The organism is Streptomyces sp. SID13666 (assembly GCF_010548325.1).
GTDB lineage: Bacteria > Actinomycetota > Actinomycetes > Streptomycetales > Streptomycetaceae > Actinacidiphila > Actinacidiphila fildesensis.
In genome coordinates, this window is record NZ_JAAGLX010000002.1 from 93,450 (window position 1) to 116,349 (window position 22,900).

Genomic DNA, 22,900 nt, shown 5'->3' on the forward strand with positions numbered 1-22,900 from the left:
CTTGATGGACGGCCTGCCTGAGGACTCGCGCACCCGCTCCAGTGCCATCGGCGGCTGGACCGTCCAAACCGAGCTGCTCGCACAGCTCATTGAAGAGGTCTCCCTCATCGCGTCCGAGCGGCGCAGGGAGACACCCCGGGAGATCCACCGCCCGTACCCGCAGGCGGAACGGGCTCCACGCGAACTGACTGGGCACCGCCAGATGCTGGCGGCGGCGCAGCGTAGAGGACAGGTGCGCAGCAGTGGCTGAGGGCATGCAGGCCGGCCGGCTCGAAGTGCCGGTCAGTGCTGCCCTGGAGGGTTTCGCCCGGGAGCTGCGCACCAAGGTCGAGGCCGCCGCTGAGGGTCTGGCGGTGAAGATTGCCGTCGAGGTCAGCAAGAAGGGCCTGCGTAAGCGGCTGGAAACGGTCGTCAAGGAGGCCGCGGCCGGCGTCAAGGCGACAGTCCGCGTCGATCTCGACCGCGATCACCTGCGCGGCGAGCTCGAAGAGGCCGCGAGCATCGCCCGGCACACCAACATTTCCGTACCGATCCGCGCGGACGGCGGGGACGGCCGCCGCGGCGGCGGGGGCGGGGGCGGGTTGGTCAGCCGCATTCGCAGCATGATCGGCGAGGCCGACGGCGAAGCACAACGGCGTCCGGTCCAGGTCCCGGTGAACCTGCGCATGCCCAAGGGACGCCGGGGCCTGCGCGGCCTACTGCTCCCCGCGATCGTCTCCCTTGCACAGCCCGCGGTCTCCGCGCTGATGCAGCTTGGTACTGGGCTCACAGCGCTGGTGAGCGCGGCGGCGCCGGCCGTGGGGGTCGTCGGCGCGCTGCCTGGACTGATCTCCGCCGCAGGCATGGCCGCCATTGGCACGGTCGTCGGTTTCAAGGGCTTCGGCGCGGCCCTCGACCAGTCCGCCCAGATGGCCCAGCGGCACGCGGCAGGTATGAAGGTCACAAAGTCGGAGCAGCTGAAGTTGAACGCTGCTCTGGTCGGACTCTCACCCTCCGCACGGATCGCGGTCGCCGCGATAGGGAGCCTTCAGGGCGCTTGGGCCAAGGTCCGCACCAGCGTCCAGGAGAAGCTGTTCTCCGGCTTTGCGAAGGACATCGAGCCCGCAGCAAAAACGATTCTTCCCCTGCTGTCCAAGTCCTTGGGGGACGCGGCAGGGCAGATGGGCGCCATGATCGGCCGGGGTGCGAAGTGGATGCAGACCGGCGTCTTCCGCAAGGATTTCGCGGCGATCAGCAGCACCAACAGCCGGGTGATCGGCAACATCACCGGCGCCCTGGGCAACCTCGGTCACACCACCGAAGACTTCCTCGTCGCCTCCGGCCCTTTCACCCAGCGCATCGGTCAGGCGGCAGAAGGCTGGACGCAGTGGCTGCGGGCCGCAACCGCCACCGGCCGCGCCGACGGCACCATCGAAGGGTTCCTCGACCGGGCCGGTAAGAAGGCCGCACAGCTCGGCCGCGCGACCGCCGACCTCGGGCACGGCCTGGCGGGCATGGGCCGCGCCGCCAACGCGGAGGGCGAGGCCCTACTCAAGGGCCTGGAGTGGCAGGCCAAGCGGTTCAACCTCTGGTCCAACAGCGACAAGGGCCAGGCAAGCCAGAAGGCATTCTTCGACCAGAGCCTTCCCGCCTACCGGGAAATGCTGGCCCTGATCGGCGACATCGGTAAGGGCCTGGCCCGGATGGCAACCGACAACGGCCTCGTCGACGTCATCCACCAACTGCGTACCGAGCTGCTCCCCGGTCTCGGAGGCTTCCTCAACGAAGTCGGCCGCGGGCTGGGTCCTCAGGTCATCTCCCTGCTCTCCAGCCTCGCCGCAGTTCTGCGCCAGGTCGCGGCGGCCGGCTTGGGCATCGCCCTGATTGCGAAGGTCTTCGCGGACGTGACCAGTGAGGCCGCCGCGCTGCTGCGGGTCGTCCCGGGCCTGTCCATGGGCCTGGCCACGCTCCTCACCGTCATGCTGAGCCTGAAGATCATGCGGTCGATCGGCGGGATCTTCGGCAGCCTGACAACGAACGTGCGTACCTCCGCCGCCGCCATGACAAGCATGGGCGGTGCGACAAGGGCCGTCACCGGTCAGACCCCGATCCTCGCGCGCATGCTCAATGCCTACCGGGGCGCCGCGAACAACGCGGGCACCTCCAACCGGGTCCTGGCCGGCACGACCGCCGCTGTGCGCGGGGGGATGCGTGGCCTCCAGGGCGTCGGCGGAAGCCTCTCGTCCTTCTTCGGCGGCCCCTGGGGGATCGCATTGGCTGCCGCGTCCATCGGCTTGAGCCTGCTCGCCAACCACCAGCGCGAAGCCGCACAGGCCGCACAGCAGCACCGCACCGACGTGGAAACCCTGGCGCAGGCCCTGCGCGACAGCGGCGGAGCGATCGACGCCAACGTCCGCGCTACCGCGGCGAAGCTGCTGCAGGACAACAATCTGTCGGAGTCGGCGGGCAAGGCCAAGGTGTCGCTGCTGGAACTGACGGACGCGGCCCTGGGGCAGGGCGATTCGCTGGAAGCCCTGGAAAAGCGTATGCGGGCCTACGCGAAGAGTACGGAGCACTGGGAGAGCAACGGCAAGATCGACCAGTTGAAGATGACGGAGGCCGGCCAAAACGCCAAGGACTTCGCGGATGCGCTGGCCGACCAGTCCGGGCTGCTGGACGACGCGGTCAAGAAGAACCGCGAGTACGGGCTGGCGGTCAACGGAGCCTCCGCCAGTGGTGCGACGGCCTACGGCCAGCTCAAGACCGCAGTGGCCGGGCTGTCCACCTCGACCGCCGACGCCGACACCCGCACCAAATCCCTGAAAGCCGCGCTGGACGCCCTCACCGGACGCGCCACCGACTTCCACGACGCGCAGACCCGCGTCAACGCCGCGGTCCTGGCCGCCGAAGACGTCATGACCGGCGCCATCGACAAGACCAAGGGCTACGGCGCCGCGCTTCTCGCGAGCGACGGCAGCGTCAAGACGTCGACCCGTAACGGTCAGCAGCTCAACAGCACGCTGGACGAGTTGCGGGACTCCGCGGTCAACGCCGCGACTGCCGCGTACGACATGGCCACCAAGGGCGGCAAGCCCATGACCGAGGCCCTGGCTGCTGCCCGCGGGGAGATGACGAAGAGCCGGGACTCGGCGATCAAGCTCGCGCAGTCCTTCGGGCTCGGCGAGAAGGACGCCGCCCGCCTGGCCACTCAGCTCGGCCTGGTCCCGGAAACCGTCGAGGTGCTCCTTCAAACCAAGGGCCTGAGCCAGTCCAACGCAGACCTCCTCACGCTGCAGACGCGTCTGCTCGGCCTTCCCCCCGGGCAGGAGATCCGGATCACCGCCCCCAATGAGGAGGCCGTCCAGGCGCTGCGCGCGGTCGGCATCGCGGTGAACTACATCCCGAAGTCCCACGAGGTGGTGATCGCGGCACCCACCGCGGCCGCCCGTAGCAACCTCGCCGCCCTGGTCAATTCCATCGGCAGCGTCCCGGACGGTAAAAGCGTCACCGTGGCCGCGATCGTCAGGCAGTCCATCGGCGACCTGCAGGCGGTCCGCGACAGTATCAACGCGGTCCCGGCCGGAAAGGACGTGCGGGTCACCGCCCCCACCGATCTGGCCAGGCGGGCGCTGACAGACCTGGGTTACGTCGTCGAGACGATCCCCGGTACGAAGGACGTGCGCGTCACCGCGCCGGTCGACCGGCCCATGGCCGCGCTCCAAGCTCTGCAGAACCGGATCGACAGTCTCACGGGCACCACCGTCCACAACACGGTAGTCACCGACTGGGTCAGCAACGGCACTGCGGAAAAGGTCAAGGGAGGCCGGTACGCCAACGGCGGCATCGTGCGCGCCTACGCGGACGGTGCGATCCGCCGCGCCTCCGGAGCGCTGAAAGCCTTCGCGAACGGCAGCGAGCGGCACATCGCGCAAATCGCACGCGCCGGTGAGATGCGGCTGTGGGCTGAGCCGGAAACCGGTGGTGAGGCGTACATCCCTCTCGCCCGCTCCAAGCGCGCACGCTCCGAGTCGATCTTGGAGTCCGTGGCCAACATGTTCGGCGGCCACGTCTCGTACTTCGCCAACGGCGGCGCCATGGCCTACCAGGCGTCCGCGGCCGCGGACCTGTACCGCAGCACCCGCTCCTCTTCCTCCCGGACCACAGCACCCCAAGGCGCGGCCGGCTCCCTGATCGGCGGGGACCTGAACCTGAACCTGACCAGCACCCCCACCACACCCGGCGAAGCACTGCAGGACGCCATGTTCGAGCTACGCCGCATCAAACGAGGGGGCGCCCATGTCGCAACTGGCTGACGGCCAATGGAACCTGTCGTACGCGGCGAACGGCCCCTACCCCGGGTCCGATTTCACCTTCGGCACGTTCGGCACCGGCTTCTACCTCCTGGAGCCGTATGAGATCACCTACGGCACGATCAACGAGGGCGAGGCCGCGTTGCCCCGCGAGGACGGGGTGCGCCTCGGCCAGGACTTCCGCTCCACCTCCACCATTACCTTCGAGGTCGGCGTGGACAGTGTCGATGACGCCCACGACGGGGCCGGCCGTCACAGCGCGAACCTGGGGGCGGTCTCTGCCATGGCTCAGGCGTGGCGGGCCGACGCGGTCCGGCGCCGCTTCGCCGCCCCTGCTGTCCTGCGCACGATGCAGGGTGGCCGGGCCCGGCTCTTCTACGGCCGCCCCCGCAAATTCGGTGCCACCGGATCCCGGCTGACACGGCAGGGCTACACCCCGGTCGTTGCCGAGTTCGTATGCGCGGATGACGCAGCCTATGACGATGTCGAGCAGACCATCCGGGTCGACGTGGTGCCTCCGCCGCACCGCGGGCTCATCGGTCCGTTGAAGACACCGCTGTCGATGGTGGGAGCCGGCGCCACCCGGCTTCCGGGGCAGATCCAGGTTTCTGGAACGCTGCCGACCTGGCCTGTCGTCACCTTCTACGGCCCGATCAGCCAACCCGCATGCGAGGTCCTGGGGCGATGGAACGTCGGCCTGGACCTCACGTTGTCGGCAGGCGAGCGTGTCACGATCGACCCACGGCCGTGGGCGCGCACGGTGTTGCGCAACGGCACCGCCTCCGTCGCCGGATCCTTGACGCGCAGCTCACCGCGTCTGGCTGACCTGCGGCTGCCGTTGGGCCGCCAGGACGCGATTCTGCGCGGTGCAGACGGCACCGGCACCGCCTACATGACGGTGGCCTGGCGCGGCGCCTACGCCTACTTGTGACCTGTCCGTCGTCGAGAACGGCAGGTCGAGACGCAAGGTGCGCCCGGAGGGAACAGTCCGCTGCTGCCCGGTACTCGACAGCAGGAGGAAAACATCATGGGGTGGGATTCGGTTCCGTGGTTCACCGAAGGGGGCGCCGAGCACTCGTCGGAAGTCGCCCGGCTGCTGGCCTACGCGGCGTTCTCCGGCAGCGAGGGCACCATCGGCTCAGCGGATTTGCAGGTGCGGGCGCTGGCGTCCCCGGCGGCGGCCGTGCAGATCCTGCCGGGGGCCTGCGCGATCCTCAATCGGGCTGCCGGAGCGACCTATCAGGCGTACGCGGGCCGCCTGCCGGTCGCGGAACAGATCCCGATCGCCGGCACCGGCGCCGCCGCGCGAAGCGACCTCATCGTGGCGCGGATCGAGAACCCGAACTCGTACGGCGAGACGTGGCCCAACCCGTCCAACCCGGCCACCGGCCCGTACGTGTTCACCCGGGTCATCTCCGGAGTACCCGCGACGACGAAGAGCGTGCGGCAGATTCGGCCCACCGACTCGGCGATCACGCTGGCCAGGATCGACATCCCCGCGAACACCTCCACCGTCACCGGGTCGATGGTGAAGGATCTACGGGAGATGGCCAACCCCCGCCGCCGGCGCGTGGTGCGCGCCGTGCGCGGAGTGTTCCCTGCTGATGAAGTCGGCAACGTCCGCAACCCGGAGTGGGAAGAATTCCCCAACGGCTGCCGGTGGCCCATTGAGATCCCGGAGTGGGCCACATCAGCGACCGTGATGGTGACGTGGGCCGGCCTCAACCAGCGCAACGCGAAGGACTCCTACGGCTACCTACGGGGCAACCTCGGTGGACTACTGACCCCCAACTCCGTCTATGACGTGAACTGGGTCGGGAACCCGATCCGGGTGCACTGCATGGCCGGCGGAAGCGTGAGCATCCCCGCCGCCATGCGCGGCACCGTCCAGGACCTGGTGATGGAAGGCTCCGGATACGCGGGTACCAACATCCAAGGCGTACTGGAAGCCAATACCGGGTCGTCGATGTTCGCCGACGTGGAGTTCGTGGAGAGCGCCCAGGAAGACAGTTTCTGATGGCGGCCGGCTGGCGGTTCATCGCCCAGCGCGCCGTCGGAGCCGAGATCCTGGACTGGGACGTGCCCCTGACCCTGTCCTCGAACCCGCGCCGGGACCTGTCCGGGCCCGGCTCCCTGTCCGGGGCCATCGACCCCGAATACGCCCGCATGATCGGTAGCGACGGCATCCCGATCCTCCAGGACTGGGGCACAAAGTTGTTCGCGGAGGTCGACGGGCACATCCGCTGGGGCGGCGTGGTCACCGACACCGGCTACGAGGGATCGAAGTACGCGATCCAGTGCGAGGGCTTCACCGCCTACCCGCACGGCATCCCGTACGAGGACTACATGGTCTCCGGGCCGCTGATCACCCCGAAGGACCCGTACGCCGGACGCGACAAGAACCACGACGGCTACATCGACTTCTCCAAGCCGAAGCGGAAAGTCCCACCGGCGCCGAAGCCGTACGGCGGGGCCCGCTTCGACACCTACGACGCGGTACGCACCCTGTGGGCGCACGTGCAGGGCAAGCCGTACGGAAACCTCGGCCTGGTCGTCGACGGCCACCGGCTGGGCAAGCCCCTGGGCGCACAGGACGGATCGGACCCGTGGGAACTGGCCTGGTGGGACACCCCTGACGTCGGGGACACCATCGACCGCCTGGCCCGCGACACCCCGTTCGACTACGTCGAGGACCACTCCTGGGCCGACGGGACGAGCAACACCATCGTGCACCGGCTGCGCCTGGGCGCCCCGCGCCTGGGCCGCAAACGCGATGACCTGCGCTTCGCGGAAGGCGAGAACATCACCGCCACCGCGAAACCGGAAGGGATGGGCGACGACTACGCCAACGAGGCCATCGTCCTGGGCCGCGGTGACGGCCGGGCCATGAAGCGCGCCCAGCTCTACCGGTACGACGGCCGACTGCGCCGCGTCACCGTCGTCGCCGACAAGACCCTTGCCTCCGATGCCGCACTTCGCACCCGCGGGGAGCAGGAGCTGGCCGGCCGCACGAAGGCTCTGCAGATCCCGGCAATTGAGATCCGCGATCACCCGAACGCCGCGCTCGGTTCCTGGGCGCTGGGCGACGACATCCGCCTGCAGGTGACGGTTCCGTGGGTCGGCGACGTGGACGTGTGGCACCGGATCGTGGCGGATGAAATCTCCGCCACCGGCACGTGCGTCCTGACCCTCAAGCGCACCGACTCGTTCCACTACTGACCTGACCTGGCTGGTCAGGGCGCGACGTTAACCGGTGCTCTCACGCATCGTGCCCGGCCATGAGCAACGACCTGGACCAACAGATCGCGGCCCGCCGGATGGCGACCCTCCTCGACTCCCTCGACCGCCGCCTGGTTGCCCTGGAGCGGTCCTCGCAGTCCTCGCACACGTCGATCGAGGGCGGGGCCGTCAAGGTCTTCGACTCCGACGGCACGCTGCGCGGCTCCATCGGTGTACAGCCGGACGGCACGGTCGGCATGGTCCCGGTCAACTCCGCCCCACCCCCGACCACGGCCGCACCGGTCCTGGAGCCGGTCCTCGCCGGTCTGATCGTCACCTGGGACGGCACCTGGGCAAACGCCAACGCGGCCCCGCTCGATTTCGCCCGCGTTCAGGTCCACGTCGGCGGGACCGCGGACTTCATCCCCGACGCGACGACGATCGCGTCGTCCATCAGTAACCCAGCCGGCGCGAACGTCACCCTCGCGCTCGACGGGTACAGCGCGGTGTGGGTGCGCCTGGTCGCGGTGAACACTGCCCAAGTCACCGGCATGCCCTCCGCCGCAGTGACTGGTGTTCCCAAGCAGGTCGCGAACCCGGATCTGTCCGCGCTGCTGGACCTGGCCGCCGCCCTCAAGGACGAGTCCGTTCCCGGCAGCAAGCTCATCAAGGAGACCATCGGCGCCGATCGGATCGCCGCCAATGGCATCACCGCAGGAAAGATCGACGCCGGGGCTGTCACAGCCCGCGAGATCCAGGCCGCCGCCATCCAGACCGACCACATCTCAGCGGGCGCGATCGACACCACCAAGCTCAAGGCCGGCGCGATCACGGCCAACAAACTGTCCGCCGACGCAATCGACGGCAAGACCATCAACGGCGTCGTGATCAACGGCGCGACTCTGCGCACCGCGTCGACCGGCAGCCGGGTCGAGATCACCTCGGTGCCGGGCACCGATCAGCAACTCGCTTCGGGCCGTGTCCGCTTGTTCTCCGGGTCGCCGCAGGAGAAGAGCCCAGCCGCCGCCTACGCCACCTATGACGCCGCTGCCAACACCAGTCGCCTCACGTTGATGTCCGCCGAGCTGACCGATCCTGTGTCGCCCGCCGGCACGGTTCACGCGTTCTCCGGTGGAGCGTCGTGGCCCATGGCATCAGCGGAACTGTGGTCCGACGCAAACACCGCACACATCGACCTCAACGCCGAGTACGTGTATGCCAGCGGAGCCCTCGATGTGCGCTACGTCCTCGATGTCGGCAGCAGCCTGGAAATTCACTCCACCTGCCCACCCGTCACGCCGGTCGGCGGCAACTGGAACTTCATCCCCAGCAACCAGTCCTTCCCCCACCTCCGGATGGGCAGCAACGGCATCGTGGCCGCCCATGACGGCCAGTGGGAAAAACTGCTGCTGAACGCCAACCTGACGGTCACTGAGAACGGGTGGATCGCCCGCACCGGGCACGAGGCATGGGCAACCATCGCCTTCGGCACCGGCTGGGGCAACTGGGGCAGCGGCTACGACCTGGTCGCCACCAAGCTGTACCCCGATCAGACCGTTGGCCTGCGGGGCCTGTGCAAGCGCACGGCCAAGACCACCCCCGTCACTGGGGAGATCCTGTTCACCCTGCCCGAGGGATTCCGGCCCCTGACCTACATCCAGCAGTTCGCCGTCATCGTGCCGAACAACGGCTCCTCGCTGACCCTGAACATCAGCTCGACGGGCACGGTCGCACTGGGAAGCCTCACCGCCGGTGCGGTCACCGCCCTGACCGCAGGCAACGGCTACCTCGACCTGGGAGTGATCCGATTCCCCATCGACTGAGGGCAGGGGTGGACGCGACGTAAGCCGCTGGGAGCAGACACATTTCGCCGTGCGGGGAGCCGCGGGCCGTCACCGGCCCCGGCTCCCGCGCACCCCCACCCGACCCACCAGACGAGGAGTCCGTCCATGACGGCCATGACCTCATGGGCTCCGATCCTCGCGCCGGCCATCACCACCGCTGGCGTCCTGGTCGGCGCCTGGCTGGCCTATCGCACCAACCGCCGCACCGGTGACAACGCCGCCATGACCGCGCTCGCCGAGGGCTTCAGCAAGCTCGTCACGATGCAGGACCAGGCGCAAGACAAGATGGCCCGCCGGCTGTCCGTGCTGGAGTCGAAAGTTGATGTTCTCGAAGAGCAGCAGCGTGTCGACCGGCGTTGGAAGGCCGCGGCCCTGCGGTACATCCGCGACCTGGTCCGAATTCTGCGCGGCCTGGAACACATCACGCCCCCACCCCCGTCGGAGATCGCTGAGGATCTCGCAGGCCCCGCCTCCGGCGACTGAACGTCTGCCCGAGACATAAGCCCACCCCACCGTGCAAGGTCCCGCATGTCCGCATGAATCGACAGACACAGGGGATCCCCACCATGACCAGCACGCTCAGCACCGTCAGAACCGGCGCGGAAATCGGCGCCCTCCTTCCGCTCCTCACCGCCGTTGTCCAGCGGCCGGCCTGGTCCGCGCCGATCAAGCGCGTCGTCGCTGTCGTAGTCGCCCTCGTCGCCGGCGTGATCGCCGTCCTGGGCACCGGCGGTCTGGCCCAGCTCACCCACGGCATCCCTACGATGGCCACGATCATGGCCGTGCTTGCCGCCTCGCAGGCGTCCTACGACCTGGTGTGGAAGCCCGCGGGGGTGGCGCCGACCATCGAGTCAGCCACCAGTCCGAAGGCGGTAGAGGCCGGATAGCAGCCGTTCCAGCGGTAGCCACATAACCGGGCGGGTATCATCCGCAGGAGGTGGCCGCTTCGCCGCCGAACTCACTACGTCGAGTCGCCCCCACCGGTTTCAGGTCTTTCGTCCTGGGTGGCCGGTGATCAGGGCGACGAGACCACTGAGCGCGTGTAGAGCGCTCAGGGCCGGGGAGCGGATGCTCCTGCGTTGATCCGGCACACGCAGTGGGTTCGGTAGCAAAGCGGCCACCTCTATGCCGATCACGCCGCGCATGCGCGAGGTGCCCGTCACCCGAGAGCAACGGGCCGAGATCCACAGGAGGGACCACCCAGCATGGCGGATTCGCTGATCCCCGAGCAGGTCGACGCAGAGATCAAGCGTCTCGTCGGCCTCACTCACAAGGAATTCGCCGAAGACTGGGCGGCCTTCGTGCTGGGAGAGCACCGCCGTCAGGGGCCTGACCCCGCCGTATGGGCCGCTGCATTCCGCTCCCCGCAGGTTGTGGGCCGCACCCTGGACACGGTGGATAAAGTCCGTCGCGGCCTGGAGACCTACCTGCCCCCAGAAGCTGACGAACCAGACCGTGAATACCAGAATCGGGTCACCGACTTCCGCAGTCGGATCAAAGCCGCGGCGCAGCCACTCGAAGCAGTGATCGCGGAACTGGCAGAGGACGAGATCGAATACCTGCAACAACTCGACGATAAGGCGTTCGCCGAAGAGTGGGCGGGGTTCGTACAAGACCGCTCCGGGCGCACCCGCCCCATCCCTCGACGCGCACAGGCACTCGCCTTCCGCTCCTTTGCCCTCGCGTTTAGGGCGCGCAAAGCATCCGAGCGCATGGTGAAAGAGCCCGCCCCGTATCTTCCGGCCGCAGACGGGGACTCCCGCAGCACCACGGAAGCGCGCGTCCGGGATTTCCGCAGCCGGCTGGAAAGCGAGATGCGGTTCCTCCAGTTCGTTATCGACGCGGACAGCGCCCGCCAGGGCCGCATGCCTGCCGCACCGAACTTCCGCAATCAGGCTATGCGCCTGCTCGCGAAGGAGAACCCAAAGCGGTTCCTCGAACTGCTCGCCAACGTTAGGGAGGAAGCGCGCGTCAAGCGGGAGGAAGACCGCAAGCGCGCCCGCAGGAACAAGCGCGCCGGCGACGCACCGCCCGCCGCGCCTGCGTCCGATCGCCGATCGGTTTGATCACCGCGCGCCCACCGATCGCCCCCTCACGCCCGTGATGAAGCGCGCCCTCCAGGCGCGCTTCTTGCGAGCGCAGGCGCGCCCGCGCACGCGCGCGTGATCGCGCGCGGTCACGATCGGATCGGATTCCAAGCGCGCCCGCCGGTCATCTCAAGGGCACGCCCGGCTGGAGCGCCGATCGACGGGGCGCGCCCTGACCGTATGGGCGCGCACCGCGCCGGCGCCCGCCACATCCGGGGCGCGGTCCGCGTGGCGCGCCCGTTCGGCCTCCGAGGCGCGCCACTGCTCAGTGGCGCTCCGGGCGCGCTTGGTGCGCTCGCGCGGACGACGGACGGCCCGGTACGGGGCGCGCCCCGCGCGCCGTGGGACGAGAGGACCGCCCCCTGCCGCGCGACCGGTCGGCGCTCCCTCGATCGTTGCCGGGTGCCTACGCTGAAGTGGGCGCGCTCCGGTATGACGGATCCGGGGCGCGCCCTCAACGCGACCGCCCTCTGGAGCGGCGCGCCCTGGTGATCAGGCGAGCGCGCCTGTTGCGGACCGACGCAACGCATCGCCCATCCGTGGTGCGCGGCGCGCCAGGTGACGTGACGTGACGGGCAGTCCCGGGCGTGCCGCGCGCGCCCGGGACCGTGATGACCAACCGGGCGCGCGTCACGTCACGTCACGCCGCGAGCATCGCGCACTCGGCGAAGACCACCGCAACGTTCGGATCCGGGAACGGTGCATTGGTGTAAGCGTTGGCGGTCTTCATATCTCCAGATTTGATGAGCACTCCGACTACGTCGGATTTGGCGGCCTTCGCGAAGGCGTACAGATCGAATACCTCGATGCTTTCGGGACCCGCGCCTTCTTTGATGAGGGGGGCCAGATGCTCTTGCAGGGGCAGCGACAGGACGCGTGCTTGTAGATCCGCCTCGGCCAAGAGGGCGGCCATGGCCTTGTCCTGGTTGCGGATCCTTTTCGGCGGCGGTGGTGTGGCAGGTTGGACGATCTGCGGCTCCTCCCCTGCAGGGACGCTATCGGCATCGTCGGGGTCGTCGCGGATATCGGCCTGCGGGTCCGCCGGCACCTCTTCGTCGCTGAGCGGCGCCTCTTCCGACAGTTCCGGCGGGTCGGACGGTTCCGAGACGGAAGCGCCGCTCTGTCCGGCTTCGGGGCCGGGCGGCGCCGGGACGCTGGGAGTTGCCTGACTGGCCCTTTCGCTCAGATGATTCAGCGACCTGGAGATGAGGGAATTGGCGCTCATGATGCCCCATTTGGTGTTCGTCTTGACCTGGCCCAAGAGGAGAGTCCCAAACCGTTCGCGAAGTGCGAGCAGGGCATCCTTCGGATCCGCGGAATCGGTCAACGCGCTTCGGATGAGGTTCGCGGCTTCGTCGGAAGTCAGCACGGGACGGTCTTGGCTACGCGGAGCTTCCGGCTCCGCCGCCCGCTGCTTCTCCGCTTCCTGCGCGTACTCCTCGATATAGGCATCCGGACGGATCTCGGTCTGTGACCGTGAGACCGCGGCCTCTTGCAGTCCTAGGTCGCGAAGGAGCTTGTCGATGCTGAAATTGGCGTACCTGCGGTTCTCGTCCGGGCGGTAGGGCAGGCGCAGGGACCGAACACCGGTCAGGTGCGCCTGACCCAGGCCGCGCAGTTGCACGATCGCGTCGACGACAGCCGGGAGGTTCTTCTCGGCCTTGACCTTCCACACGCTGTTGCGGGTGGGCCGGTCGTTCTCGAACGCGGTGACCTCTTCCAGCCGTGCGCACAGGATGACGGGACCGTCGTGCCGCCGTAGGAGCCACAGCACTTCGCCCCATCGGTCCTTCGCCCGGTTCCACAGGTCGTGGTCGATGGTCACCGGGTCGTCGAGCCCCGGTGCTGCCTGCTTGTTCTTCGCGGCCCTGTTGTTCGCCCGGCGGCGCGCGAAGAGTGCCTGCTCGTCACCGAGCAGGTCCCACAGGGCGGTCACGGAGTCGATGACGATCATGTTCGGCCGGCCATCGTCACCTCGCGGTTGTGCGACGGCGAAGCGAATCGCGTCGAGGAGGTCCTGATAGCTCCCGTCGTGGGGGACGATCTCGTACCGGGCACCAGGTACGCCGCCGTAGTAGTGGGCGGTGCTCTCGCCGAACTCGATCCACAGGGTGCGGCCGATCAGTTCCGATGCGGAGCCGAGTGCGGCCTCGTACGACTTGCCGGTCTTCTCTCCGCCCGCGAGGAGCACGATCGGGGGGTTCGGCTTGCCGGTGGGGACGATGGTGGTGCGGGGTCGTTGGGGCGCGATGATTCCAGCCATGACAGGGCCTTTCGTACGGGTGTTCCCGGGTTGCTCTGCCGGGATGGTGCGCCGTACGAGGGCCTAAGCTCTCGCGGTGCTCACCGCTGTACAGTATAGCAGTGCTGGGGTTGCTGGATCAACACTGCGGGAGGAGAACGGCCGCGGAAGCACGCGCGGCGGGCAACCGGTCATGGGTCTCGGAAGTCCAGGTGGTCAGGTGGTCAGGTGGTCATCGGCGGTCCGCTCACGCAAACGGCGGGCGCCCCAGTGGGTGCGCCCGCCGCCGCGGTGGACAAGGGAGAGCGTCAGGAGGCGCGGGCTGACCCGGAAGGAAGGTTCGTCCGCTCAACCCCATGTCCAGCGGCTTCGGCGGCCTCTGCCTCATAGCTACTCTCGAAGCGAATTTTGCGCTTGCGGCCGTTGCCAGCCGACTGATTCATGCGCTCGCCCAGCGCGGTCCCAGTGAGATCGCCACCCGGCTCGAACCGGTGGGACTCGCCGACGATCCGCGCTTGCTTGTACTCCGCGTACAGCTCTTCCTCCGACGGGACGACAATCGCCGATGCCGTGGCCTCGCTCGCGAACTGCGGCTCCGGCCGCGGCAGGGGGATCGTGGCGGTCGTCGGCGCAGGACTCGTCACCTCGACGGCGGGCGACGCCTTCTTCAGCGGAGTCACCGCCCCCTGGGCGGAGACCGGGCGTACCGCGGGGGTGCTCACGGGATCTACCAGGGCCGCGCTGCCAGCGCTGTCGGTCCAGTCCGCGCCTGCGCCGTGCGCCCGGACAAAGCCGGACACGTGCAGACCAAAGGACCCGCCAAGGGGAACCATCGCTGCGATCGCGGCGCCGACGACGAAGAGGACCGCCTTGTGCTCGGATACCAGGACGGGCAGTTCGCCGGACTCCAGCTTCGCGGACAGGAAGATCAGTGCGTGGCCCACGTTGCCCGAGATGGAGATCATGAGTAGGAACGCGAAGATCGCCCACAGGGACCAGTAGTAGCCCTTGGCGCCATTGGACTTCGGCTTAGGGATGGTGGTGACGGCCGTCGCCACGCAGGCGAGGAGTATCTCCAGTGCCAGGGCCACAGCGCCGCCAGCCGGCCGGGGGAAACCGATCATGACCGCCGCCCAGTACAACTGGAAGAAGGAGGCGAGCATCATGCCGAATCCAGAGGCGGCGGTGCCCCATTGCAGGTACTGATGCCATTCGTTGAGGCTGCGCTCGCCCATGGTGATGAAGCGAACGGTGGGAGTTTTAGGCACAAGAGACCTCTCGGTTCGGGTGTACCCGGCGGCCTATGCTCATCGACCATCGAGTCGACCAAACGATAAAGCAATAGGGCCCTGTCGCGCCTCAACTAACCGGCGCCATGATGCTAAAGCCGCCCAGGCCATCGGCATCTGACGGCTTTGCACCATCTGGTCACCAATCCAGGGGCTTGCGTGGAGCGCGGCGATCCGGCCCCTCGATCTTCACCAGGTGGGCTCGGTCCTCGATCCTCGACAGCAGGCGCTCGCCGAGGACCGCGGTGATCTGCTGCCGGTTCAGGTTGGTGGAGAACGCGGTGGGGCGGCCTGCGGACAGGCGCGAGTCGATGAGGTCGACGGTCTCGCGCCGCACGAACTCCGTGGCCAGTCCGTCCATTTCACCGCACAGCTCATCCAGGATCAGGAGATCGCATTCGACGTGCTGCTTGCGGACCCGGTATCCGGTGGATTCCCCCGGCGCCCCGTCGGGACGGCGCCACGATACGTAGGTGGGGTGCTTGATGAAGCGGACCAGGAGGCCCGCGGCGCTCGCCTCGTTCCCCAACGCGGCGAGCGCGGTGGTTTTGCCAGTGCCGATGCGGCCGGGCGCAATCAGGTGGAGGGTGCCGGGCCGGCCCTTGCGTTCCTTGGCCTCTACCAGGGAAGTGAGCCACCCACGCAGCACGTTCGGCTTCTGGGCCGCGTCCAGGTCGGCCAACCGCCAGTTCAGGTAGTCGTGGTGCGAAGCTTCCATCACGCTGTTCCTCCAAATCGCCGCACGCGCGCGGGCCTGGGGCTCGGCAACATCGGTCCACAGCGGCCCGGGTTCCTCCGCGGTCGCGGGTACCCCGAGCTGCGCCAAGTCCGCGCCGCCTCGGCGCATGGCGTCGAGCATGCGTTGGGAGACGATCGCGCCCAGAGGGCGCGGTTCGCGTTCAGGGATGATGCGGTCGCGGTCCAAGGTCATCGTCACGGGATACATCTCCGTTCTCCGGTCAGGTGGTTACGACGGCGAACTGCACGTCGTCCTCATCGGGGGCGGGCACCTGGGCGAGCCGAGGGACCGAACCGCCCCACGTCGCGTCGTCGCTGTACGCTGCGGCGCGCCCACCGCTACGTGCCGCCGGGATCTGGCGGCCGGTGACCGTCGACAGCGCCTTCTGCCACTGCTGAGCGCTGGGGAAGTGCTGGCCCGCTTCTCTCAGGGCGTCCGCGCACTGCCGCGCCGTGTACTGCTTCTCCAGCGCCCGCTGCACCATCTTCCGCATGCCCACGTAACCGCCCTTGGCTCCGACGTAGGCGCCCATGCGTCTCTCGGCGTCTCCCCACCACCAGGCCGCCACCTGCTCCGCGGTGGCGGCGAGGGATTCGCCCTCCTCCTGCTGAACGCCCTTCGTGTGCTTCGCGGCAGCGGATGCGACGGCCGCCGGCGGCGTCTTCCTCCCGGCGGCCTCTCGCGACGCGGTAGGAGGCTTCTGGGCGGGTGCGGCGTTGACGGGTTTCATTACCGGGGCTGCGGCTTCGACGGTGAACCCGTCAACGCCGTGGGAGCCGTCGGGGTACACCACCAGCCAGGTGCCGTCCCTCTGCTCGATCACGGGCGCTTCGAGCTTCTTGCCGAAGGTGAGGTAGTCGGCTACCCATTGGGCAACGGGGTACTCGCTGATGGCGGTGCCCATGGCGTTGGTGCCGTCGAGGTAGCGGCGGCGCTCAAGCCGGTAGTAGCCGGACGCTGCCAGTTCGTGCAGCACCTTGCGGATCGCGTCACGGCCCTCGCGCTTGCGGCCGGACGCGAGGTTGTCGGAACGGACCTGCCACTCCTCGGCCTGATCGAGGAGGTACGTCAGCACGCCCAGGGCCCGGAAGGAGATCCCGTCATCGCGGACGGTGGCACGTTCTACCTGAACGAAGCGGTGCCGCCGGTTGATGCGGGGAGCTGAACGACTCACGCCGGGCCCCCTGCATCGGTGAGGCGGACGGAGACCTGCGAGGTCCGTCGACCGCTCGCGCCGGTTACGTACTTGCGCTGCGAGCGGATTAGTCCAGATCCCCGCAGTTCGGCGAGCGATCCGCGCACCTGGTGGTTGCTCATGCCCACGCACTGGGCGACCGCCGACACGCTGGTCCACTCCGTGCGGCCGTGCAGGACGAGCGAGGCGTACAGCCGGAACGCGCGGTCGGACATGGTGTGCGCGAGTGCGGGGTCAAGGCGGGTGTGAGCGGGAGGCGGATTGATGAGCGTGGCATCCATGCGTGGTGTTCCTTGGGTGCGGCCCGGCCGCGCCGCCCAGGGGGCGCGGCCGGGAAGTTCACAACGGGGCGAGGGGGAGGTCACTCGCCCGTAGGGGCAGGGAGCATGGGCACATCCCGCAGAAGGCGGTTGAGTTTGCCCGCCTGGATGGCCTCGTACAGGGTGTCCTTGCCATCGGTCTTCCAGGAGAACGTCACGCCCTTGGGCGTCCCACCGGGGACGTACGTGATCCCGGGCAGGATCTCGCCGGTCTGCTTGTGCACGACCGTGCCGGTGGACTTGTCCCACGCCGCGGCTTTGAGCATCGCTTCGACGAACGCGGGCCTCACGCGGACGATGATTTCCATCTCGCCGTGCTCGGTGGCCAGTGCCTCAAAGGCACCCATGTCGCCGATCTGGAACTTCGGGCGGGTCAACGCCACGGTGTAGGTGCCGACGGCGACCCCGTCGACCTTGGCGTCCACGCTCTTGGTGGCGTCAGGGCTGTCGTACGCGTCCAGGAGCAACGCCCGGGGTGCGTCGGTCTTCGCTGACAGGACGGGGGCGATGTGCTCGCCGAGGAGCTTGGTGGCGGCGGCGATGATGGCGTGCTCGCCAAGGCTCAGGTCCGTGTCAGGGGTGGTGCTGTCGTGCGACATGACGTCCCTCTCGTCCCCGGGGTGGGATCCCGGAACTGGGTGGTCCGGGTGGGGATAACGGGGCACTCATACGTACGTCGAGTAGCCCAAAGGCGTTACACCTAGGCCCGGCTGGCTGAGTTGCTCTCTCGGCCAAAACGAACCATACAGCACCGAGCGCCGCACGAGGTAGGAGCAAGCAACCGGACACAAGCCCGTCCGTCGCTCTACCGTCCGCGACGGCTCCGCCTCCCTGCCGACGGCCTGGCATCCCGAGACGGAACCCCGGCATCACCCCATCCGGAACCGGGGCGTTGCCGGGCCGGCTGCTGACGGGGCCCGGCCATGACGGCATACCCCGAACGCGAGACGGGGCGCCGCGGTAGAAGTCCGCGGGCTCGCGGACCCCGCCAGCAGCCGGCCACCCCCGATACCGAAAGGACCCGTTCGCGCCGTGACCGCACCCCGCTGGATCGCCTACGTCCCCCTGGCCGATCTCCACCCGGCCGAGCGCAACCCCAAGAAGCACGAACTCGAACTCCTCATCGACAGCATCCGGTTGCACGGCTTCGTGGAGCCCGCGGTCGCCGACGAACGCACCCAGCGCATCATCGCCGGCCACGGCAGACGCGAAGCCTTGATCGAGCTCCAGATCCGCGGCAACCCCCTGCCCGACGGCCTACTCCTCGATGAGGACGGCGGCTGGCTCGTACCCCTCCTGCGCGGCTGGAACTCTCGCACCGACGCTGAAGCCGAAGCGCTCATCATCAAGCTCAACCGCCTGACCGAACGAGGCGGCTGGTACCCGAAACCTCTCGCGGCCATCCTCGAAGACCTGGTCACCAACGACGCCGCCCTGTTCGACTCCCTCGCCATCACCGACGAGGAGATGGACGACCTGCTGCGCCAGGTCGACCCCGAAGCCCTGCCAGGTGCCATCAACCAGGACGCGCCCGCACCGGTCTTCGACGACGCCGACGATGACATCCGCGGCCTCAGCCCCGACGACGACGGGCGGACACGCATGGTCTGCTGCCCCGAATGCAGCCACCTGTTCGCGCCCGGACGCTGACCCCCAACACCGCTAGGTTCCCGCCATGTCTCGACGCCGCAAGCCGCGCAGGCCGCCCGTACAGAGACGGCCCCGGATTCTGTCCGAGGACGTCGAAGCACGGCTGGTCAACGCCTCCCGCATGGGCGTTGCTGTGGAGGTCGCCGCCGAAATGGCGGGTGTTTCCCGCAGCAGCTTCATGGGCTGGATGCAGCACGGCCGCGTCGAGTCCGAAGCCCGCGAGGCCGGCGGCACACCCGACCCGGACATGGACGCCTACGTCGAGCTGTTCGAGAAGGTCCGCCAGGCCCGCGCCGCCGCCGCCGTCCGCGCAGTCGCCAACATCCGCCGGGTCGCCGACGGCGGCATCGTCACCAAGGTCGTCACCCGCCGCCTGCGCGACCCCATCACCAACCAGGTCGTCGAGGAGATCACCGAGGACCGCACGGCCCCGGACTGGCGCGCTGACGCCTGGTACCTGGAGCGCCAACACCGAGAGCACTACGGCAAGGACGCCATCGTCACGTTCATCAACGCCAGCGACCAAGGCCCGCTGCAGAACGACCCCGACGATGACGCCAGCGACCTCGCGGAACGCCTCGCAATCAGCCTGCACGCCATCACCTACCCGGAACTCGACGCGCCGCCGATCGCGGACGCGGAAATCCTCGAATAGGCAGCCCGCGACCTAAGCACCCCGGCCCCTGCATCGTGCACCTCCGCCAACGGACACACACGATGCGAGGACTCCGACATGCAGTTCGTCACCCGATCCCAGTGGGGCGCCCGCGCCTCTCGATATGACCTGGTCTACATCGCCAACACCAGAGGCGTGAAGGTCCACTACGAGGGCACCAACGTGCCGGCCTCCCTCGCACGCCCGGAGAACCACACCCAGTGCGCCGGCCGCGTCCGCGCTATCCAGGCCAGCCACCTCGCCAACTCACAGGAGGACTACTCCGACATCGCGTACAACGCGATGGTCTGCCCGCACGGCTACGTCTACGAAGGCCGCGGCGCACACAAGAAGACCGGCGCCAACGGCAATCAGGATTTGAACAAGGCGCACTACGCGGTGTGCGCCATGGTCGGCGATTCGGGCCTCACCTCTCCGACGACCGCACAGCTCAGCGGCCTGCGTGACGCCATCGAGTGGCTGCGCGCCAGCGGCGGTGCGGGCAGCGAGATCCGCGGCCACCGCGATGGCTACGCCACCGACTGCCCCGGCGGCCCGCTGTACGCCTGGGTACAGAAGGGCGCCCCGCGGCCGGGCGGCACTCCGACGCCGACCCCCACTCCGACACCTCCGCCCTTCCCTGGCCGCGACAAGTTCGGTCCCGGCGCGAACAACGCCTTCGTCACCCAGCTGGGCAAGAGGCTGGTCGCCAAGGGCTTCGGCAAGCACTACGTGCAGGGCCCGGGGGCCAAGTGGTCGGACGCGGATCGTGAGAACGTCGCGGACTTCCAGCGGTCGCGCAGTGAGCTGCGTGGTGACGCGGACGGCCTGCCCGGCCCGCTGACCTGGAAGATCCTTTTCTCCTGAGCCCCGCCCCCCACCGAAGGAAGGAACGGCATGTCAGGTGAGACCGTCATTACCGTCGTAGGGAACCTCGTTGATGACCCCGAGCTGCGGTTCACCCCGGCGGGCGCGGCGGTGGCGAAGTTCCGCATGGCATCGACTCCTCGCACGTTCGACCGGCAGTCCAACGCGTGGAAGGACGGCGACGCCCTGTTCCTGACGTGCTCGGTGTGGCGGCAGGCCGCGGAGAACGTCGCCGAGTCGCTCCAGCGCGGCATGCGCGTCATCGTGCAGGGCCGCCTCAAGCAGCGCTCCTACGAAGACCGCGAAGGCACCCGTCGCACCGTGTACGAACTCGACGTCGAAGAAGTCGGCGCGAGCCTGAAGAACGCCACCGCCAAGGTCACTAAGGCCAGCAGGCAGCCCTCAGTCCCCGCCCCGGCCGCGGGCCTGGTCGCCGACGACCAGTGGGCCACCGAACCGCCCTTCTGAACACCTCCGACGACAGACGCGCCGCGCAGGGTCTCCCCTGCGCGGCGCGTCCCGCTATGCGGCCGGTGCGATCCAAGCTTGCGGCAGGACCAGCAACTCCCCGCCGTCCTCCTGGTCCTCACCGTCATCAGCCGCTCCGCCCGCGGGCGGCTGCTCTCCCGCGTCGGGTGTCTCTCCAACCGGGGCGCCGCCGTCCACGGCGGGGGGCAGCGGCTCAGCGGGGTCCGGCTCCTGGGGCGGCGCCGGCGGTTCGGTGACCTGCGGCGACGGGTCAATGGGAGCCGTCACCGGCTCCTCCGGTTCAACCGGCTTCGTCGGCTGTTCAGGCTTCGGATCCTCCGGCTTGGGGGCCGGGTCCGGAAGCGGCGCAGGCTTCTCCTGGTCCGGAGGCTTTGTTTGACCGCCGTCGGTCGGCTGCGGATCAGACGTAGCGATCGGCTTCGGGGCCGTGGGTTCCGGCGGCTCGTTGGACGAGTCGACCTTCGCCGGAACCGGATCGGAGACGATCTGCACCACACCGCCGCCCCCACGCGGCACCGACCCGTTGTCCGAGCCGGGCGGCCCATCCAGCCCAGCCGCGATCGCCACAATGTCGTCGGCACCCGGTTCCGCGGGTCGCATCCCGTCGCCCACGCCCAGCACGGCGCGAGCTGCGATCTGCACGGGGCCGTCGCCGGCAGAACCCTGAGGAGCGACCAGGATCGCTTGCACGTCGGACTCGTCCAGGCCCAGCGTCCCGAGCGTGAGAGCGGCCAACCGCGGCGGCAGCGGATCCGCGAATCCCAGCGTTCTCCTCGCTGACGATGTGTTCAGCAGCTCCAGGTACTCCGCGATCCGCGCCTTATCTGTTCCCCACAGCACGTACCGGCCCGAGCGGACCATGTTCGGGTACAGCTGCTTGGACGCGTCCTGCTGGCTCCAGGTCTCGGCGTACTTGGCATCCCCGAAGATCCGCAGCACCAGGCCTTCGGACCCGTAGCTGAAGGTGAAGATCGTGCTGTCCGGACCGGTAGCGGCTTTGGTCGCCATCACCATGCCGTCGGAGTCGGTGCACTCCGCTTCGAGGTTGTCGATGGGGTTGCAGTCGATCTTCCCCGCGTCGGAGAAAGCCGTGAAGTCGCGGGCCGTGAACGGCTCGGGCCCAAGGTTCTTGTCGGCAAACGAACTGTCTCCAGCTCTCGCGGCCGGCGTGTTCGCTGCTGTCGGCGCCTCATTACTGCCGGTGTAGTGGCCCAGTGCCCAGGCGCCGACGAGGGACGGCAGCAGAGCAGCGGCGACGGCCCAGTTCTTCGCCCGGCCAGCGCCGACGCGGGCGGGGGCCGCAGGCGCCTCAAGAGAAGACGGTGGCTGATCGACCGGCGGAGCGGGCTCAGCGGGAGATGCCAGCAGCTCGTCGAAGTCCTTGAAGTCACAGTGGTCGCGCACGAGGCGCTCGACCTGCTCGATCGGCAGGTCTGGCATGGCGGCGCTGACCTGTCGCACGGCCGAGTAAAAGCTCTGCGGGCTCAGGAACAGGTGACGTTCGCCGTCGAGGGTGACCACGCCCACATCGGTGAGCGCAACATCGTCGCCGTTCTCGTCCGGGTCCAGAACGTGGATCTTGATGGGCGGCAGGGAACCAGTCACGACCGCTTCCCCTCGGTCGGGCCGCCGGATATGGCGCTGGTCAACTCAGCCGATCTCTTTCTTCACTGCCCTGGAGAATGCGCGCGATACGGGCCCGCGTCGCCTCGGCCCGCTCGGGGGTGATGGCTTCGATGTCGCTGAGGACGAGCTGGCCGCCCCCGGGCAGGTCAATCTCCTGGCGGTGGATCTCGGGCTCCTCCAGGCCATCGTCCGTGCCGGCATCGTCCCGAGCCTCCGGCGGATTCTGGGCATGCGCATACGCACGAAGCATGGCTTCCTTGGCGGCCCGAACCCGCGCGGGATCGCGTCGCTCGTCGGGCTGCAGCGTGCCGGCAGCGGCCAGCATCCGCTGGGTCTCCTCATCGTGAGGAATAGGCCCGCCGTCCAACGCCCTCTCCAGGCGATCGCTC

The 22,900-nt window shown here is 68.6% G+C and carries 20 protein-coding genes and 1 pseudogene; 13 read left to right on the forward strand and 8 right to left on the reverse strand.

The features are described from left to right. The first annotated feature begins 4 nt into the window (after positions 1-4). The 9 genes from G3I60_RS05345 to G3I60_RS05385 all read left to right on the forward strand — a co-directional run bounded on the left by G3I60_RS05345 (position 5) and on the right by G3I60_RS05385 (position 11,418). A complete protein-coding gene (locus G3I60_RS05345) occupies positions 5-250 on the forward strand; it encodes a hypothetical protein (RefSeq protein ID WP_164606697.1) in 246 nt (81 codons plus the stop codon). Further along, positions 243-4,292, forward strand: a complete 4,050-nt coding sequence (locus G3I60_RS05350) for a hypothetical protein (RefSeq protein WP_164606699.1) — start codon at positions 243-245, stop codon at positions 4,290-4,292. The genes G3I60_RS05345 and G3I60_RS05350 overlap by 8 nt, the downstream gene beginning before the upstream one ends. Beyond that, positions 4,276-5,220 (forward strand): hypothetical protein, encoded by a 945-nt coding sequence (locus G3I60_RS05355; RefSeq protein WP_164606701.1) that lies wholly within the window; start codon positions 4,276-4,278, stop codon positions 5,218-5,220. The genes G3I60_RS05350 and G3I60_RS05355 overlap by 17 nt, the downstream gene beginning before the upstream one ends. A gap of 96 nt (positions 5,221-5,316) precedes the next feature. Next, positions 5,317-6,306, forward strand: coding sequence for a hypothetical protein (locus tag G3I60_RS05360; RefSeq protein WP_164606703.1), 990 nt, complete (start codon positions 5,317-5,319; stop codon positions 6,304-6,306). Next, positions 6,306-7,508: a hypothetical protein gene (locus tag G3I60_RS05365; RefSeq protein ID WP_164606705.1), complete on the forward strand. Its 1,203-nt coding sequence runs from the start codon at positions 6,306-6,308 to the stop codon at positions 7,506-7,508. The genes G3I60_RS05360 and G3I60_RS05365 overlap by 1 nt, the downstream gene beginning before the upstream one ends. Before the next feature lie 59 nt (positions 7,509-7,567). Beyond that, positions 7,568-9,331, forward strand: coding sequence for a hypothetical protein (locus tag G3I60_RS05370; RefSeq protein WP_164606707.1), 1,764 nt, complete (start codon positions 7,568-7,570; stop codon positions 9,329-9,331). A gap of 126 nt (positions 9,332-9,457) precedes the next feature. After that, the gene (locus G3I60_RS05375; protein WP_164606709.1) at positions 9,458-9,835 is read left to right on the forward strand and encodes a hypothetical protein; all 378 of its coding nucleotides are present in this window, start codon (positions 9,458-9,460) and stop codon (positions 9,833-9,835) included. A gap of 83 nt (positions 9,836-9,918) precedes the next feature. Then, positions 9,919-10,239: a hypothetical protein gene (locus tag G3I60_RS05380; protein WP_164606711.1), complete on the forward strand. Its 321-nt coding sequence runs from the start codon at positions 9,919-9,921 to the stop codon at positions 10,237-10,239. Positions 10,240-10,557: 318 nt separating this feature from the next. Next, positions 10,558-11,418 carry a hypothetical protein gene (locus G3I60_RS05385; RefSeq protein WP_164606713.1) on the forward strand — a complete coding sequence of 287 codons (861 nt, stop codon included), beginning with the start codon at positions 10,558-10,560 and terminating at the stop codon, positions 11,416-11,418. 661 nt (positions 11,419-12,079) lie between these two features. Here the strand turns inward: G3I60_RS05385 and G3I60_RS05390 are convergent. The 6 genes from G3I60_RS05390 to G3I60_RS05415 form a co-directional block, all read right to left on the reverse strand. Then, positions 12,080-13,702: an AAA family ATPase gene (locus tag G3I60_RS05390; protein WP_164606715.1), complete on the reverse strand. Its 1,623-nt coding sequence runs from the start codon at positions 13,700-13,702 to the stop codon at positions 12,080-12,082. Positions 13,703-13,989: 287 nt separating this feature from the next. Further along, on the reverse strand, positions 13,990-14,916 hold the full coding sequence (locus G3I60_RS05395) for a hypothetical protein (protein ID WP_164606717.1): 927 nt from the start codon (positions 14,914-14,916) through the stop codon (positions 13,990-13,992). Between the two features lie 193 nt (positions 14,917-15,109). After that, positions 15,110-15,907, reverse strand: coding sequence for a hypothetical protein (locus G3I60_RS05400; protein ID WP_164606719.1), 798 nt, complete (start codon positions 15,905-15,907; stop codon positions 15,110-15,112). A 22-nt stretch (positions 15,908-15,929) separates the two neighbouring features. After that, positions 15,930-16,883, reverse strand: coding sequence for a hypothetical protein (locus G3I60_RS05405; RefSeq protein ID WP_164606721.1), 954 nt, complete (start codon positions 16,881-16,883; stop codon positions 15,930-15,932). Beyond that, on the reverse strand, positions 16,880-17,185 hold the full coding sequence (locus G3I60_RS05410; protein WP_164606723.1) for an Rrf2 family transcriptional regulator: 306 nt from the start codon (positions 17,183-17,185) through the stop codon (positions 16,880-16,882). The genes G3I60_RS05405 and G3I60_RS05410 overlap by 4 nt, the downstream gene beginning before the upstream one ends. Positions 17,186-17,265: 80 nt before the next feature. Beyond that, positions 17,266-17,823: a hypothetical protein gene (locus tag G3I60_RS05415; protein WP_164606725.1), complete on the reverse strand. Its 558-nt coding sequence runs from the start codon at positions 17,821-17,823 to the stop codon at positions 17,266-17,268. 433 nt (positions 17,824-18,256) lie between these two features. Here G3I60_RS05415 and G3I60_RS05420 point away from each other — a divergent pair, with 433 nt between their 5' ends. From G3I60_RS05420 to G3I60_RS05435, 4 genes and pseudogenes are all read left to right on the forward strand, one after another. Beyond that, positions 18,257-18,874 carry a ParB N-terminal domain-containing protein gene (locus G3I60_RS05420; RefSeq protein WP_343241922.1) on the forward strand — a complete coding sequence of 206 codons (618 nt, stop codon included), beginning with the start codon at positions 18,257-18,259 and terminating at the stop codon, positions 18,872-18,874. Between the two features lie 25 nt (positions 18,875-18,899). After that, a complete protein-coding gene (locus G3I60_RS05425) occupies positions 18,900-19,529 on the forward strand; it encodes a hypothetical protein (protein WP_164606728.1) in 630 nt (209 codons plus the stop codon). A 78-nt stretch (positions 19,530-19,607) separates the two neighbouring features. Beyond that, the gene (locus G3I60_RS05430; RefSeq protein ID WP_164606730.1) at positions 19,608-20,396 is read left to right on the forward strand and encodes a peptidoglycan-binding protein; all 789 of its coding nucleotides are present in this window, start codon (positions 19,608-19,610) and stop codon (positions 20,394-20,396) included. Between the two features lie 30 nt (positions 20,397-20,426). Next, a pseudogene (locus G3I60_RS05435) lies at positions 20,427-20,789 on the forward strand (single-stranded DNA-binding protein); the annotation flags it as partial. Between the two features lie 129 nt (positions 20,790-20,918). On the opposite strand, the gene G3I60_RS05440 reads toward G3I60_RS05435, so the two are convergent. Then, positions 20,919-22,490 carry a hypothetical protein gene (locus tag G3I60_RS05440; protein ID WP_164606732.1) on the reverse strand — a complete coding sequence of 524 codons (1,572 nt, stop codon included), beginning with the start codon at positions 22,488-22,490 and terminating at the stop codon, positions 20,919-20,921. 40 nt (positions 22,491-22,530) lie between these two features. After that, positions 22,531-22,836: a hypothetical protein gene (locus tag G3I60_RS05445; RefSeq protein ID WP_164606734.1), complete on the reverse strand. Its 306-nt coding sequence runs from the start codon at positions 22,834-22,836 to the stop codon at positions 22,531-22,533. Between the last annotated feature and the right edge of the window lie 64 nt (positions 22,837-22,900).